This is a genomic window from Dialister succinatiphilus, assembly GCF_928721695.1.
GTDB lineage: Bacteria > Bacillota > Negativicutes > Veillonellales > Dialisteraceae > Dialister > Dialister succinatiphilus.
This window is the reverse complement of sequence record NZ_OV788641.1, coordinates 1,733,556-1,749,713: the sequence shown is the minus strand read 5'-3', so window position 1 is coordinate 1,749,713 and position 16,158 is coordinate 1,733,556. Positions and strand designations below refer to the sequence as shown.

The 16,158-nt window shown below is 46.7% G+C and carries 12 protein-coding genes; all 12 read right to left on the bottom strand.

From position 1 onward, the window contains the following. Positions 1-328: 328 nt before the first annotated feature. Positions 329-985: an endonuclease III gene (gene nth / locus NW747_RS07300; RefSeq protein ID WP_273186406.1), complete on the bottom strand. Its 657-nt coding sequence runs from the start codon at positions 983-985 to the stop codon at positions 329-331. After that, on the bottom strand, positions 982-1,902 hold the full coding sequence (locus tag NW747_RS07295; protein ID WP_008859303.1) for an NAD(P)/FAD-dependent oxidoreductase: 921 nt from the start codon (positions 1,900-1,902) through the stop codon (positions 982-984). The genes nth and NW747_RS07295 overlap by 4 nt, the downstream gene beginning before the upstream one ends. Positions 1,903-2,684: 782 nt before the next feature. Beyond that, the gene (locus NW747_RS07290; protein WP_273186404.1) at positions 2,685-4,334 is read right to left on the bottom strand and encodes a nucleoside kinase; all 1,650 of its coding nucleotides are present in this window, start codon (positions 4,332-4,334) and stop codon (positions 2,685-2,687) included. Positions 4,335-4,435: 101 nt separating this feature from the next. After that, the gene (gene leuS / locus NW747_RS07285) at positions 4,436-6,904 is read right to left on the bottom strand and encodes a leucine--tRNA ligase (RefSeq protein ID WP_008859322.1); all 2,469 of its coding nucleotides are present in this window, start codon (positions 6,902-6,904) and stop codon (positions 4,436-4,438) included. A gap of 174 nt (positions 6,905-7,078) precedes the next feature. After that, positions 7,079-8,542 (bottom strand): ISLre2 family transposase, encoded by a 1,464-nt coding sequence (locus tag NW747_RS07280; protein ID WP_273186357.1) that lies wholly within the window; start codon positions 8,540-8,542, stop codon positions 7,079-7,081. Between the two features lie 343 nt (positions 8,543-8,885). Then, positions 8,886-9,443: a gamma carbonic anhydrase family protein gene (locus tag NW747_RS07275; protein WP_008859323.1), complete on the bottom strand. Its 558-nt coding sequence runs from the start codon at positions 9,441-9,443 to the stop codon at positions 8,886-8,888. 207 nt (positions 9,444-9,650) lie between these two features. Next, positions 9,651-10,928, bottom strand: a complete 1,278-nt coding sequence (locus NW747_RS07270; RefSeq protein WP_008859324.1) for a diaminopimelate decarboxylase family protein — start codon at positions 10,926-10,928, stop codon at positions 9,651-9,653. Positions 10,929-11,393: 465 nt separating this feature from the next. Beyond that, entirely contained in the window at positions 11,394-12,257 is an 864-nt protein-coding gene (locus NW747_RS07265; protein WP_008859325.1) for a transporter substrate-binding domain-containing protein, read from the bottom strand. 255 nt (positions 12,258-12,512) lie between these two features. Continuing rightward, positions 12,513-13,358 (bottom strand): transporter substrate-binding domain-containing protein, encoded by an 846-nt coding sequence (locus tag NW747_RS07260; protein ID WP_008859326.1) that lies wholly within the window; start codon positions 13,356-13,358, stop codon positions 12,513-12,515. A gap of 30 nt (positions 13,359-13,388) precedes the next feature. After that, positions 13,389-14,240 (bottom strand): transporter substrate-binding domain-containing protein, encoded by an 852-nt coding sequence (locus NW747_RS07255; protein WP_273186399.1) that lies wholly within the window; start codon positions 14,238-14,240, stop codon positions 13,389-13,391. A gap of 205 nt (positions 14,241-14,445) precedes the next feature. Further along, positions 14,446-15,225 carry a type III pantothenate kinase gene (locus tag NW747_RS07250; protein WP_273097164.1) on the bottom strand — a complete coding sequence of 260 codons (780 nt, stop codon included), beginning with the start codon at positions 15,223-15,225 and terminating at the stop codon, positions 14,446-14,448. Between the two features lie 314 nt (positions 15,226-15,539). Beyond that, entirely contained in the window at positions 15,540-16,109 is a 570-nt protein-coding gene (locus tag NW747_RS07245; protein WP_273097163.1) for a biotin transporter BioY, read from the bottom strand. Positions 16,110-16,158: the final 49 nt, after the last annotated feature.

The following is a 16,158-nucleotide window of genomic DNA, read 5'->3' as shown; positions in this document are numbered from 1 at the left end:
GTATGTATGTTGCCTGGCGACAGCGAAAACCTAACAACCTCGCTTCGCTCGAGGATATGCACCCCTTTTGGTGCTGCACCACCAAAAAGGGGAACGCTTTTCCATCGCCCGCCAGGGCGTTTGTACGGTTTTTTCATACTGGCGCCCCTTTTTTCTGAAGGGCGCCCACCACAACCCTTTGAACCTTCTGCACCCTTTGCACCCTTTGAACCCTCATGTGCGCATTCTGCATAGAATGCGCAAGTCAGCCGAAGTTGGCCCTTAGCCTGCCCATAAAAGGGCCTTCCTATTGTCGGCTGACCGTTCGAAGGCGTGTCCACATGCCCTATCACTCCGGTTTCCAGGGGGTTACCTTCACCGTACAGGAAGGACAGACATTCTGAAGAAAGCAGGTTTCACAGTCCGGTTTTCTGGCATGACATACTCTTCTTCCATGCCAGATAAGCCAGTGATGGGCTGCAGACCAGTCTTTTTTCGGAATAGCCTTCTGGAGTCCTTTTTCCACTTCCAGCGGCGTAGTCCCTACTGCCAGCTTTAAGCGGTTGGATACGCGGAAAACATGGGTATCCACCGCAATAGCCGGATAACCAAAAGCCACACTCCGCACTACATTGGCTGTTTTCCGTCCCACCCCGGGGAGCTTGACCAGTTCATCGAAATCTTCCGGTACTTCTCCGTGGTAGTCAGAAAGGAGCATGCGGCACATGCCCAGTAGATTCTTCGCCTTAGCTTTGTACAAACCGCAGTCATGGATTTCCGTTTCCAGCTGGCTCTGGGTAAGAGAAACCATTTTGGCCGGCGTATCCAATCTTGGAAAAATACGGTTCGTAATCACATTGACTCTTTTATCGGTACATTGGGCAGAAAGGATCACCGCCACCAGCAGGGTAAAGGGACTGGTGAAATGAAGCATGGTACCATCATTTTTATACACCTCTGAAAGCCGGCGAAGCTGCTCAGCCTTAACCTTCTTTGTCACTCTCATAATCCGCTGCGAAGCAGGTATTCATGAGCTGCCAAGGCAGCTGCCGCCCCCTCTCCTGCTGCAATGATGACCTGCTTATTTCTGCAGTCAGTCACATCCCCCGCTGCAAAAAGGCCATCCACATTGGTTTCTCCTTCCTTATTAGTCATGATTTCTCCCAGAGAATTGACTTTGACATCGGAAGGAAGATAGGAATTGTTCGGAATACCGCCGGCTTCTACAAAAACACCATCCACAGAAAGTTCTTCCGTCTTTCCATCAGCCTTATTTTTAATCACAAGGCCCTGTACCTTCTTGTCCCCTTTAACTTCCTCCGGCGTATATCCCATATACACCTTCACATTCTCCAGCTCTTTCATGCGTTTGACCAGAATCTCCTGAGCCCGGATACGGCTCCGCACCAGAAGGTATACCGTGGGGCAGAGTTTTGCCAGCTCAATGGCAGCCTGTACCGCACTGTCTCCGCCGCCCACAATAGCCACTGTTTTCTTGCGGTAGAATGGCCCATCACAGGTAGCGCAGTAGCTGACACCTCGACCGGTATATTCCTTTTCTCCCGGGATATCCAATGTCCGGCTGTGCTTTCCGGCAGTCACAATGCAGGCTTTTCCCCGCAGCTCCCCGCCGTCATCCAGATGGGCCGTAAAAGTTCCGTCCCCCTCTTTGACCAGAGACTTCACCCCTGCATATACGAATTCTACAGGGTACTGCTTCACATGGGCTTCCATTTTGTCTGCCAGTTCAAAGCCGGAAATAGACGGGAATCCCAGATAATTTTCGATTTCATTTGTTAAGAGCATCTGGCCTCCGATATCGGTAGTCACCACCTTGACCGTCAGCTCCTTCCGGGCCGCATAGAGCGCCGCATTCAGCCCCGCAGGGCCCGCACCAATAACCAGTACATCAACCATATCCATATTTCTTCCTCCTCTTATATCGAATTTTATCGTTCTTAAACCTATTATATATGAAACAGGGACTTTATGCAAATAGGACAGTCTGCTTTGTGCAAAGCCACGCCAAAAGACAGAAAAGCCTATCAGGGGAGTCTCCAGATAAATTCAACCAATGAATCAGGCGTCTGCGCCTTGGCCCTCCCATTTTCATGGGTGCTGCTCAGATCATGTCGTCAGAGAGAGGAAAGTTCTGCGAGCGCTCTTCCTTATTGCTTTTCTGTCTTCTATTTTTGCATTGTCTTCTGTCTATTGCCAGCCGGGTTTAGAAGAAGGGAGGTTGAAAAGTGAAATTCCATGATGTTTACCTTCTCCCTACCTTCTCCTCTACCGCGGATGTGGAAAAAGCATTGGGAAAATGACATTCATCATCTCATGAGTACCTTTTCATTCCTCTGATACTAATATCGTAGAAGATTCGAATTTTTGACCCCTCTGAAGAAAAAATTTTGAAATTTTTTTAAAAGACCTTTTAGCAGCCACATTTACAGGCGCATCCTTTCATCTTTCAGCCTCGTACACCCTTTCCCGCTTCTGCCCTGCATATTCTATTGAGCATACGCACCTTACATCTTCCTGCAGCATGACTATGGCAGACTTGCGGGATTCTTAATTTTCTTACGAATCCACTTTGCTGATGGGCAATCCGTTCCTCTGCCGCCTCAAAGATAAACAAGAAATTGAGATATCTTTTCTTTTGCAGCCCCACTGATGGAGGATGACTGAAAAACACAGGGAATCAACAGTCAGCGGTTCAGGAAGGATTTCCCCAGCCCTTTATATCCCACGAATTCACGGAGGAGGGATTCTCCCGGCACAATGGAGCTGTCCAGTTCTCTGAAGGGCATAAGGAAGGAGAGCATTCTTTTGGCTTCGGAATAGGCAGGACTGTCCCTTCCTATACTTTCCAGAAGAGGCCGGGCCAGTTTCTTGAGTACCGGGATTTCATAAAGGAGGGCCGTATTGAATACCACATTGGCCCTGTCCTGGTACTGAAAGATATTGCGTTCTTCCCCCTGTCTTACATTATCCCACACCATAAGGGTATGCTCCGGACCGTTGCCGCGGAACTGGAAGTCCCGGACAAGGCGGCGAAGAAGGCGGCTGTCGGAGGTGGAGATGCGGTTGTGATCGTTGATGGTGAGCTGGGTTAATGCGGAAAGATAGACTCGTATGCACTGATAGCCTGGCACGAAGTAGGTCAGTCTGGGATTCAGGGCGTGGAGACCTTCAACCAGAATAGGCTGTCCTTTTCCCAAACGGATAGCCTTTTTATCCCATTCTTTTTTGCCGGTAATGAAATTGAAATGGGGCAGATGCACTTCCCTTCCTTCCAGAAGAGCAGAGACCGTATCTTCAAAAAGGGTTAAGTCCAACGCTTCCAGATCTTCCCAGTTTTCATTTCCCATTTCATCGCGATTTCGGAAATAATCATCCAGCGAAAGCATCACCGGTTTCACACCGTTGACCCAGAGATGGACGATAAGCCTTTTCATGAAAGTCGTTTTGCCGGAAGAAGAAGGGCCTGCCATACAGACGAGACGGATAGATGGTTTCTGGCGGCAGATGGTATCTGCCAGTTCAGCCATTTTCTTTTCCTGCAGCGCTTCCGCCGTGGCCACTAGGTCGTAAATCCGTCCGGTGTCAATGGACCGGTTCAGTTCTTCCAGATTATGACAGCCTATGAGCTCACTCCAGTTCTGAGACTCCAGAAAGACCCGGGCATAGAGGGGATCGTCTTTTCCGGGAGTCAGCTCTGTTTCTCCAGGTCCCGGCAGCTGCAGGAGGAAACCGGGCGCATAGGAATGAAGAGCAAAGGCATGAATAAATCCCATATCCGGCAGCATGGGACCGAAATAGTAATCAATCAGACTGCCGCACTGATCCACATTCAGTTCAGAAAAATCAAGCTGGGACAAGAGTTCTGCATCTTCATTTCTTCCTTTCATACGCAGGAAAGCAATGGCCCTGTTTCTTCCTACCACCAGCTTTGTAATTTTTCTTCTTTCTGATACAATCTCCTTCATTTTATTCTCCAGGATGGAGAGTTCTTTCTGCAGCGGCGTATGACCGTCCTTGAATTCACAGTAAATGGATTTTCCAAGGGAGTGTTTCACTTTCACATCAGCTTTTTCCCCATAGATTTCCTTCACGCCGCATACCAGAAGCATTATGGCAGTGCGGCGATAGGCCTGGTAGGCCTGTTTAGACGACAGAGGAATCCATCGAACAGTACAATCTTTTGAAAAAGGTGTCTGGAAATCGAGGATATCCCCGTTGCAGTCTGCAAGGACTGCGTCATTTCTTCCCCGCTCTCCCCTCACAATGTTCCAGAGGTTCTGGGGCGAAGCGCCGTCAAAGAAATCAAAGCTTCTTCCTTCACAGGTAATATGCATAGAAGTCACTCCTTTAAAGCCAACTAAAAGCCATAGCACTCTTTTTTATTTTAACACAGCCATAAAAAAAGAGTCCCCGTGAGGACTCTTTTTCATTTGGATTATTTGACTACGATGTTTACAATGCGCTTGGGAACTACGATAATTTTCACAATCTTCTTTCCGTCGGTGAATTTTTTCACTTCCGGCAGTTCCTTTGCTTTTTCTCCGATTTCTTCACGGCTCATGGCTACAGGAACAGTGATGGCAGCACGGACCTTGCCGTTTACCTGTACACCCAGTTCCACTTCATCCACCACCAGGGCCGATGCATCGCAGGAAGGCCAGGAAGCTTCGTGAACACTCTTTTCCTTTTCGCCCAGTCCCTGCCACAGCTCTTCAGTAATGTGGGGAACAAAAGGAGCCAGAAGGATAAGAAGATTCCGCAGCAGTTCATGAGCCAGACTATCTTCGATGGCATCATGGCTTTCTACAAAGCGGTACATTTCATTTACCAGTTCCATAATGGAGGAAATCGCTGTATTAAAAGCAAATTTTCCATCCAGGTCTTCGGTCACCTTGGAAATAGTCTGGTGCAGTCTCCTGCGGAGTGCAAATTCATCTTCCGACAGCTTGCCCTTGTTTTCCTTTTTGAAATCCTGGTATTTACCGGTAATAGCCCATACTCTCTTCAGGAAGCGGTAGGAGCCTTCCACGCCCTGGTCAGACCATTCCAGATCCTTCTCCGGAGGAGCAGCAAAGAGGATGAAGAGACGGGCAGTGTCAGCGCCGTATTTCCCTACAATTTCTTCCGGGGAAACTACGTTTCCTACGGACTTACTCATCTTGCCGCCATCTTTCAGCACCATCCCCTGGCAGAGCAGGTTGGTGAAAGGTTCCGGATAATCTACCATGCCTTCGTCCTGAAGTACTTTCATAAAGAAACGGGAGTACAGCAGGTGGAGAATGGCATGTTCAATACCGCCGATATACTGGTCCACCGGCATCCAGTAATTTGCCTTTTTCTTATCAAAAGGCTCTTTTTCATTGTGGGGATCACAGTAGCGGAGGAAGTACCAGGAAGAATCAATAAATGTATCCATGGTATCCGTTTCGCGGGTAGCGTCAGCACCGCACTGCGGGCATTTCACATGAAGGAAGGTTTTGCTTGTTTCCAGAGGAGAGGTAGCACCGGCCACAAAATTTACATCCGTAGGAAGTTTGACAGGCAGATCTTTTTCCGGTACCAGTACATTGCCGCAGTGAGGGCAGTGGATAATCGGAATGGGGCAGCCCCAGTAACGCTGACGGGAAATCAGCCAGTCACGGAGACGGTAGTTGACCTTACCCTTGCCGATACCCATATCCTCAAATTTCTTTGTAATGGCTTCCCTGCCTTCTGCAGAAGTCAGGCCATCGAATTCACCGGAGTTAACCAGGTATCCGTCGGCATCATAGGCTTTATCCATATCTTCCAGCTTCAGGTCATGGGCTTTGTTCTGTACCACCAGCTTCATGGGAAGATTGTATTTCTTTGCAAATTCAAAGTCGCGCTGATCATGAGTCGGAACAGCCATGACAGCACCCGTACCATATTCATAGAGAACATAGTTGGCAATCCAGATAGGCACTCTTTCGCCGGTCAGGGGATGGATGGCATAGCTTCCGGTAAACATACCCAGCTTCGGTGCATCTTCTGCCGTACGGACAATGTCGTTCTGGTTTCTCATTTCTGTAATGAAAGCTTCCAGTTTATCCTTTTCAGGGTTGCCGGCAATCAGCTTTTCCACCAGCGGATGTTCCGGAGCCAGCACCATGTAGGTCACACCGTAAACAGTATCTACACGGGTGGTATATACAGGAATGGAATCATCCATGCCTTCCACTTTGAAGGAGAACTGGGTACCGGTGGAGCGGCCAATCCAGTTTCTCTGCATGGTCTTAACTCTTTCCGGCCAACCCGGCATATGGTCCAGATCAGCCAGGAGGCGGTCAGCATAGTCGGTGATTTTCAGGAACCATTGAGACAGATCCTTCTTTACTACCGGATTTTTGCATCTCCAGCACCGGCCTTCTTCTACCTGTTCATTAGCCAGCACGGTATGGCAGGTGTCACACCAGTTTACCTTGGCTTCTTTCTTGTATGCCAGTCCTCTCTTGTAGAAAATTTCAAAGAGCTTCTGGGTGTGCTTGTAATAATCTTCCCGGCAGGTAAGAACCTTCCTGTCCCAATCGTAGGACAGGCCCAGTTCCTTCTGCTGACGGGTCATATTGTCAATGTTGGAATAAGTCCATTCTGCCGGCGGAGTGCCATGCTTAATCGCTGCATTTTCTGCAGGCATGCCGAAAGCATCAAATCCCATGGGATGGATAACGTTAAAGCCCTGCATTTTCTTGAAGCGGGCCACCACATCACCGATGGAATAGTTTCTTACATGGCCCATATGAAGGTTACCGGAGGGATAAGGAAACATCTCCAGAACATAGTATTTCTTTTTAGAAGGATCCGAGTGAGTCTCGAATGCCTTTGTATCCTCCCAGATTTTCTGCCATTTTTTCTCAATCTGCTGAGGAACATACTTTTCACGCATAATTTCACCTTCCACAAAAACAATGATACATCATCATTTTTTATATAGTTGATACTTATTATATAGCTCATAGTGGGGAATAGTCAAATACAGCCATAAAGCAGGTAAGTGTCAAGTTTTCCTCGGTAATTCATTTGACTGTCGATGATTACTATCTCCGTGGCTTCGGTTTAATCAGTATTTCTGTATAGCTCTGGCCAGTCTCCCCATTGGTGAAGAAGAAGCTCCATAAACGCCTATACGCCCCTCCAGGCATCCTGGCCTATAGTTTCTCATTTTACGCTTCTGCGCCTCACTCCGGACATTCTGGGCGATTTTACGCTCTGCCTGCACCGCAGCCTTGTGCATGGCTCTATCCATCTTTTTGTAGCTTTTCCCATTAGCATGGTACAGGAGAGCTGCTGTAAGTGTTTTATTCTTCCGGGCGGTCAATACCCAAACCATACACTCCATTCCCTCGCTGGACCAGCTCCGTCCCTGCCGCTTCATGCGATAGCTATAGAACCGGTGGTTTGTTTCTGCAGTCCCCAGGTGAATCTCTGTATGGATGCCGCGCTGACTCAGGCTGGGGATATAGGGGGCATTTCTCTCCAGATAGCTCTGCAGCTTGTCTACCTCCTCCAAATCCTCCTCTGTCCGGGCACAGCTCCGGGCAGTGTCCATCCATACGGGAATCTGTTTCATAATATTGTCGGTCCGGTGAAGTTCTCGGATAATACGGTCTATCAGTTTCCTGTTGCAGAAGCTGAGCCGGGTCCGGATCTTTTCATGCACATGATAGCAGTCGCGGAAGTGCTGGTGATCCAGGCAGCCTTCTACCATTCGCTCAAAGTCCTGAAACTGGTATCCGGACCCTCCATCCCCATTCGACAGCACTGTGGTCTTAGACAGGTCATAGTGCCCAAGCAGATAGCTTCTTACCATTGCAAAAAGTTCTTTTCTGCTGGTAGATGCAAAGCAGCGAAGTCCTACCAGTTCTGTCCTGTTGCCATTTTTCCTGACTCCCTCATATATCTGGAGGCGGTGCACTTCCGAAACGCTGCCTTTCTCCTTGTTCTTGAGTACAATTCCATCTCCTTCAATCGCTATAATTTCCGGCTGTGTCGGCTTTTCAACCTTTTCCTCTTCTGCCAATGCTTTTTCATAAGTCTTCGCCTTCTCGCCGGCATAGTTCTTGAGTGAGATAACGGACTGATGGGAGATGGTAATCCCGGCCAGGCTTTGCAGGAGTTCGCTGGCACTGCGAGATGTGGTAATTGCAACAGCCTCGACAATCCGCTCAATCATTCCCAAGCTGTAGTGCTTTCTGGACTCAAAGCCCATTTTGCAGTCCAGGGGATAGAAGCTCTTCCCTTCTTTCTGCAGAAGTCTTCGTGTATAGGTCAGCTCTCCATAGCGGCAGCAAATCGTCCTAGAGTCCCGGCGCGCCACACGCCACCCCTGTGCCTTGTAAATCTGATACAGCTCAGTGTCAATACGCGCCAGGGCCATAGCTATAAGCTGACAGTTCATTTCAGTGAGCCAATGAGTTAGCTTCCTTTCAGCCTCGATAGAGTCATCAGATTCCTTAATGAGAGAAATGACTGCACCAATTGCATTTTCACTCCAAATTTCTCCAGTTTTTGTTATAATATCCATGAGGAAAGCCCTTTCTTTGTTTTATTCTTTGCCACGGAAATTATAACATTTCCACTCAAGGGGAGGCTTTCCTCTTTTATTGTTTCTGGAAAAATTCCCTTACCGAGTAAAATTTTACACTAAGATAAAGCAGGACAGTATGCAGGGAATTCAGCGCCCTTTGACCGCTAAAAAAGGCACAAGGCCGCTTTTATCCTCAATTTCACCGGTGCCGAAGGTGAGCCTGTTTTCTTACATGACACCTCGTTATATATAGCCCATGATGAATTGACCATTTCCCATTCCATAAAAAATCACCCCGGGAAAAATTCCCGGGATGATTTTTGTATCATGATTAAATTCATTACACAATCTTTTCGCCGTGATAAAGTTCACCGTCAATATCCGGTTTAGCGCCATAGCCGATAGCCCATTCGCATTTATACTTGATGGCCTGGGCATGGATATTCTTTACACGGTCAATGGTGCGAATTACTTTAGCAGGAACACCAGCTACCAGAGAGTTTGGTGGAATGACAGTTCCTCCCAGTACGACAGCTCCGGCTGCTACAATAGATCCTCTTCCAATCACAGCGCCATCGAGTATAGTAGCATGCATACCGATGAGCACATGATCTTCTATGGTGCAGGCATGAACCACTGCGCTGTGTCCAATGGTTACATAGTCGCCGATAATACAGGGATGATCATCGGCTACATGAAGGCAGCAGAGATCCTGTACGTTGGAGCATTCTCCTACGGAAATATAGTTCACATCACCTCTGGCTACCACACCTGGCCAGATGCTGGCATACTTACCGACTCTGATATCGCCGGAGAGGAATGTGTGGGGAGCTACAAAAGCATTAGGATCAATCTGCGGAATTTTTCCATTAAATTCTACAGTAGATAAAGTATACATATGAATGCCTCCTAAAATATTAAATGCATTTCGATACTTCTATATTGATATTATACAATAACCCGTTTTTTGGCGCTATGACATTTTTAGATTTTTCTCAATCCATATAACCTGAACACATAATTAGATAGATTTGCCGCCGGAAATCAAAAAACCGCAGGATAGATACCTGCGGTTTCATACATATAATACCTTATTTCTGACTTATTATTCCTTTGTTACCTTGGCCGTATTTTCTTTCAGGTTCGGGAAATCGAGGGTGGCAAACAGGTCAAAAAGGGTCTCATTGCGGCGGATCTGCTGTACGCTGCCGTTTTCATGAACCAGAATCTCCTGATGGCGAAGGCGGCCGTTATAGTTATAGCCCATGCTGTGACCATGAGCACCGGTGTCATGAATGACGATGAGGTCTCCCGTTTTAATTTCCGGAAGAGGCCGCTGAATAGCAAATTTATCACAGTTTTCACAGAGGGAGCCTACCACATCATACACATGGTCCTTAGGTGCATCAGCCTTACCAAGTACGGTCACATGATGGTAGGCGCCATACATACCTGGACGCATGAGATCCGCCATGCAGGCATCCACGCCGATGTAATCGCGATAAATATGTTTATAATGAATAGCTTTGGTCACCAGGAATCCATAAGGACCGGTAATGGCGCGGCCGCATTCGAAGCAGATACGAGTATGGTCAAAGCCCTTCATTTTTTCTTCAAAGAGCTTTCTTGCGCCCTCTCCAAGGCCTTCAATGTCCACGGGATTCTGTTCCGGGCGATAAGGAATGCCGATGCCGCCGCCGAAATCGATGAAGCTGACAGTCACGCCCTTTTCATTTCTGATTTCATTAGCCAGATCAAACATCATGGCAATCGTACCAAGAAGCCCCGGCAGTTCCAGTTCTGCGGAAATAACCATGGTATGGATGCCAATGTAGGAAATGCCCTTTTTCTTAGCCCAGTCCACGCAGGTCATGAGCTGTTCTTTAGTCATGCCGTACTTTGCTTCTTCCGGCTTGCCGATGATGGCATTGCCCCTTGCCAGTTCAGGGCCTGGATTATAACGGAAGCAGATTTTTTCAGGAACAATATGAAGCCTATCCAGGTCATCCAGGTTGGACACATCATCCAGATTGATAATGGCTCCCAGTTCATTGGCTTTGATAAATTCTTCATCAGGCGTATCATTGGAAGAAAATACGATTTCTTCTCCTCTGATGCCCACGGTTTCGGAAAGTACCAGCTCTGCCATGGAACTGCAGTCAGAGCCTACGTTTAAAGTTTTAAGGCTTTTCATAATCCAGGGATTCGGTGTGGCTTTCACTGCAAAGTATTCATGGAAGTTAGGATTCCAGGAAAAAGCTTTCTGCAGCCTCTTTACATTATCAAGAATCCCCTTTTCATCATAAATATGAAAAGGTGTGCCATACTTGGCTGCTATATCACGGATTAATTCATCGGAAAACGGAATAGTTTTTTTATTCATGGATATAAGCCCCTCTTTCTTTAAGAAAGCACTGATAGAATCAAACCCCTGAAGTATCGGCGCTCCCCTATCAGGTAAAATCATCTGAAGTTAGCTAATTATAACATACACTCATATTCTTGACCATATCTATATTCATATCTTTCTTTAAAAGTTAATTAAAACCTCTATTCAGAATTTCCAGTAGTAAGACCGGAGTCCCTCATGGGTATTAAGGAAGCACTGATTAATTCATAGAGTTTTCTTTTATAAGAATTTTTATGCACTGTTTCGTCATGGTCTTCCTTAAATAGCTCGCTATTCGCGTCAGCCCATTCCTCGCATTGCATAAAAATTCAAGAATAAAAGCAAACAATGATTTAATAAGCGCTTCCTTAAGCAGTCATCGGCAGGAGAAGTCTGTATTTCTAAATTAAAACCCTGCCGTGTCTCAATGACACTGCAGGGTTCTTTCACTTATTTCACTTATTTATTGTCTGCATTGGATACAGCTTTCTTGCTGTATTCTTCTGTCCATTTCTTGAAGTTGCCATTATCTGTGTTTTCTTTAATCACTTCATTGATCACAGCCAGCACATCTTCATTTCCTTTCTGTACGGCAGCAGCAGAGTTCTTGACAGCTCCCGGGAACTTGATATCTGAGAACATGAGATCATCATTGAAGATAACGTACTGCTCACCTACAATGCCTTCTACCACCAGGCCGTCTACCTTGCCCTGCTTCAGTTCCAGTACCACCTCCGGCACATGAGCCAGACCTACGATTTTTGCATCTTTAATCTTTTCCTTGGCCAGGGCTTCCTGGGTGGTGGACTTCTGTACACCGATAGTTTTTCCGTAGAGATCTTCTACGGTCTTATACTTATCAGCATCCGCTTTACGGATAATCACCTTCTGTTCCGTGGGCAGATAGTCAGCGGAGAAATCCATGGATTTCTTTCTTTCATCTGTGGGGTTGATTCCTGCAATGGCCACATCCACCTTGCCGCCGGTCAATGAAGAAAGGAGGGCCTGGAAGTTCATATCCTGTACTTCCAGCTTCACACCCAGCTTATCAGCCACCTTCTGGGCCAGTTCCATGTCGATGCCGATGACTTTCTTTTCACCGGCAGATGTATCTACGAATTCATAGGGAGGATAACCCGATGCAGTTCCTACGACCAGCTTACCGCTGGATTTAATTTTCTGCATGAGGGGACTTTCTTTCTGGGTCTGGGAAGAAGCGCTCTGACTCGAGCCGGAACCACCGCCGCAGCCTGCCAGTCCGAATACAGCAGCTGCTGCCATACCTAATGCCATCATCTTCAGTAAATTTTTCTTATTCATCATGTTCATACACCCTTTCGTCTTTAAGAATGGAGTTCTTTTCTTAACTTGCATAGAGTTTAGCATATTTATGCGTTAATGTCAATAATTATTCATAAACTTTCTGGGAATTTTCTTTTTAATCTTATTTCAAAATGTCCTGTAGTCGTAATATACTCGACAGTTACTATACATTTCCTGCTTCCTCATTGGAAAATGAGGCATTTAATAATATGCATAAAAAAACAGCAGACCATGAGTCTGCTGTTTTTTGAATTCTTATTTTCCTGCCTTTTCAATGGCAATCCTGCTGTATTCATCCACCCACTTGTCAAACTGCCCGGATTCTGTATCCTGTTTAATCACATCGTTAATTATTTTCAGCACATCATCATTCCCCTTCTGGAGAGCTACGGCAGATACCTTCTTGGCTCCATCAAACTGTACATCAGCCAGGGCCAGATCATCATTGTATACCAGATACTGCTTCGATACAACTCCTTCAAGCACGATGCCATCCAGTTTGCCGTTCTTCAGCTGAAGCACGGCGTCGGGCACACTGGAAAGGCCAATAGCCGTAGCTCCTTCCACCTTCTGGGCTGTAGCTTCCTGGGTGGTGGATTTCTCTGCACCAAGGACTTTGCCTTTTAAGTCTGCCAGCGTTTTAAATGTATGCTGGTCTTCTTTTCTTACTAAAAGCTTCTGCTCCGTAGGAAGATAGAGGTCTGAGAAGGCCATAGCTTTTTCCCTCTCCGGTGTAGGAGATACACCACCTACCGCAATATCCACCTTCCCGGCAGTAACAGAAGACAGGAGAGCAGAGAAGCTCATATCCTGTACTTCCATAGGAACACCCAGTTTATCGGCAATCTGTTTACACATTTCCATATCAAGGCCGATGACCTTTTTATCCGGAGACTCTGCATCTACAAATACATAGGGCGGATAACCGGAGGACGTGCCTACAATCAGCTTCCCTCTCTGTTTGATCGTCTGCATAAGTTTGCTCTGGGACGAACCGGAAGCAGCACTGCTTTTGGAGGTAGAAGAATCTCCGCAGCCGGCAGAAATCATGGCAGCTGTCAAAGCCGTTCCTAAAAGTATGACTTTCATGGTCTTATTCATAACAGATTTCCTCCTTCAGGAAAAAGGCAGTTACTTGGACTGCGCGTTGGCCACCGCTTTCTTTGTCATTTCATCCACCCATTGATCTATGTTTCCATTGTCCTGGTTTTCCTTTATGACCTCATTAATCACAGCCACCACATCATCGCTTCCCTTAGGTACTGCCACAGCAGAACCTCCACTGTATTTGTCAAAATAAATATTCGTAGGCGCCAGGTCATCATTGGTGACCAAATACTGTCCACCTACTATATTCTGCACCGGCACGGCATCCACTTTCCCCTGTTTCAATTCCAGCAGGGCATCAGGCACCTTAGCCAGGGCCACGATCTGGGCATCCGGAATCTGCTCTGCAGCCAGTTTTTCCTGAATCGTAGATTTCTGCACTGCAATCTTCTTACCGGAAAAATCTGCCAGTGATTTATATTTACCCTCATCCTCCCTGCGGATGAGAAGGGTCTGTTTTCCCTCCAGATAGTTATGGGAGAAATCAACAGTCTTCTTTCTTTCATCAGTGGGATTGATGGCAGAAATAGCTATGTCCACCTTCCCTGTAGTAATGGAAGAAAGAAGGGACTGGAAGGTCATATCCTGCACCTCCAGCTTCACCCCCAGCTTCTGCGCCACCGCTTCTGCCAGTTTCATGTCGATACCATCGATCTTCTTCTGATCCTTTACAGAGGTATCCAGAAATTCATAAGGCGGAAATCCGGAAGCTGTGCCTACTACCAGTTTACCATCCTTTTTGATTTTCTGCATGAGCGCACTTTGAGATGAATTTCCTGCCGAAGACTTCGCCGGCTGGGAACTCCCACAGCCCCCTGCCATTACCATACCTGCCGCTGCCAGTGCTAAAATCGCTGCTTTCATCATTTTCTTCATAGGTCTTTCCTCCTGTAACGATGATTCATTTTTTATAAATATACATCCTTATGTATTAAAATGCAAGAGGAAAAATTTTATCTGTCCGATTTCTGAAGTGTGTTTCATACCGGCAGGAATCCGTTTACAAGTGTTTTTATTTTATAAAACACCGGCATGATTCCTGCAGCAAAAAAGCGAACCGGTTTCCCGATTCGCTTTTTTCTTACCTTCTGTCATTTCTATTTTTTTCGTAAAGCACCAGAAGACCTTTCAGCGTAAGCATAGGATCTACTACATCAATGGTTTTGGAAGACTTGGCTATCAGGGTAGCCAGACCGCCGGTAGCAATGACTTTCACGTTGGGCTCATTCAGTTCTTCCTTAATACGATTTACGATTTCATCGATCTGGCCTACAAAGCCGTAGTAAATGCCGGCCTGCATGGCAGATACAGTGTTGCGGCAGATAATTTTTGGCGTTTTCACCAGTTCAATCCGAGGGAGCTTGGAAGCTCTCTGGAAGAGGGCTTCCATAGAAATACCGATGCCCGGCGCCACGGCGCCGCCCAGATAATTGCCCTTGGTATCTACCACGCAGAAAGTGGTAGCAGTGCCCATATCAATAATAATAAGGGGGCAGTCATATTCCGCAATAGCGGCTACAGCATTGACAATACGGTCGGCACCCAGTTCCTTTGGATTGTCATACAGGATATTAAGACCTGTCTTGATCCCAGGACCTACCATGATGGGTTTCGTGTGGAAATAGCGCTGGCTCATGGTTTCCAGAATCGGAATGATTGGCGGAACCACGGTGGAGATGATAATGTCTTCCACGTCCTTAAAGGCAAGTCCACTCAGCTGAAACAGCGTACCCAGAAGAGCTGCATACCCGTCAGCAGTCTGCAGGGTATCTGTAGCCACCCGCCAATGACGGATCAGTTTCCTTTCTTTGTATACACCGCATACAATATTCGTATTTCCCACATCAAAAGCAAGAAGCATGTGAATCTCCTCCGGAACCGGCTCCCCTATGACTTCTCAAATTCTATTCCATCAGCCATACATTGAGGTGCCTTTAAAATTTCATCAAGTGTATAATGCAACAAAGTTTCCATTCTGTCAAGGGAAATCATAACAAATAATAGAATTTTTACAGATAACCATATGAGTGGGCCTATTCATATATTTTAAGCTATAAAGAAAGCGCCGCCCTAAAAGCAGCGCTTTCTATCCCCTTTATAAGGAATCTACTGATGAAGCAGCATATAAATATTTTAATATCAGTACTTATGTACGAATCAGTTCGTTTGGGAACTTCAATGTTCCATGGTGGGGTAATAGCCTGCCTGATTCAAAGACTGGCGAATCCGGGTACCGCAGATAACACCCAGAATGACTTTGATGAGGTCAAAAGCCACAAAGGGGAATACGGTAAGAGTCAATGCCGTCCACAGGGGCATTTCTTTTCCAAGGCCAAAGTGGAAATATCCCATGAACCAGACCGTGCCCAAAGCGTAGCAGCAAATGAGGCCAAGCACGGCGGAAGAAACCTGGCGGAGAAAATGACCCTTTTCTGCCAGACGGAAGCCGGATACCCAGGCCATAACCACAAATCCCAGATAATAGCCGCCTACAGGGGAGAAAAAGATGCCGGCACCAGCCTTGCCCATGGTAAGGATAGGAATGCCAAGAAGTCCCAGTAGAAGCCATACGCCGATAGAGACAGCCCCCCATTTTCTTCCCAGCACACCGCCTGCCAGGGCGCAGACAAAACTCTGCAAAGTAATGGGAACCGGTCCGATGGGGAACGTAAACTGCGACAGCACTGCCATGATGGCTGCAAATATAGCTGCACTGATAATATTGTGCATTTTTCCTTTTTCCATAGTTATCCTCTTCTCCTATTCCTATAACCGTCCGTGTATCAGACATGAA

Coding starts and splice junctions, on each gene's coding strand:
- nth (WP_273186406.1), bottom strand. CDS start 985: ATGAGAGTGACAAAGAAGGTTAAGGCTGAGCAGCTTCGCCGGCTTTCA.
- NW747_RS07295 (WP_008859303.1), bottom strand. CDS start 1,902: ATGGATATGGTTGATGTACTGGTTATTGGTGCGGGCCCTGCGGGGCTG.
- NW747_RS07290 (WP_273186404.1), bottom strand. CDS start 4,334: ATGCATATTACCTGTGAAGGAAGAAGCTTTGATTTCTTTGACGGCGCT.
- leuS (WP_008859322.1), bottom strand. CDS start 6,904: ATGCGTGAAAAGTATGTTCCTCAGCAGATTGAGAAAAAATGGCAGAAA.
- NW747_RS07280 (WP_273186357.1), bottom strand. CDS start 8,542: ATGGATATTATAACAAAAACTGGAGAAATTTGGAGTGAAAATGCAATT.
- NW747_RS07275 (WP_008859323.1), bottom strand. CDS start 9,443: ATGTATACTTTATCTACTGTAGAATTTAATGGAAAAATTCCGCAGATT.
- NW747_RS07270 (WP_008859324.1), bottom strand. CDS start 10,928: ATGAATAAAAAAACTATTCCGTTTTCCGATGAATTAATCCGTGATATA.
- NW747_RS07265 (WP_008859325.1), bottom strand. CDS start 12,257: ATGATGAATAAGAAAAATTTACTGAAGATGATGGCATTAGGTATGGCA.
- NW747_RS07260 (WP_008859326.1), bottom strand. CDS start 13,358: ATGAATAAGACCATGAAAGTCATACTTTTAGGAACGGCTTTGACAGCT.
- NW747_RS07255 (WP_273186399.1), bottom strand. CDS start 14,240: ATGAAGAAAATGATGAAAGCAGCGATTTTAGCACTGGCAGCGGCAGGT.
- NW747_RS07250 (WP_273097164.1), bottom strand. CDS start 15,225: ATGCTTCTTGCTTTTGATGTGGGAAATACGAATATTGTATGCGGTGTA.
- NW747_RS07245 (WP_273097163.1), bottom strand. CDS start 16,109: ATGGAAAAAGGAAAAATGCACAATATTATCAGTGCAGCTATATTTGCA.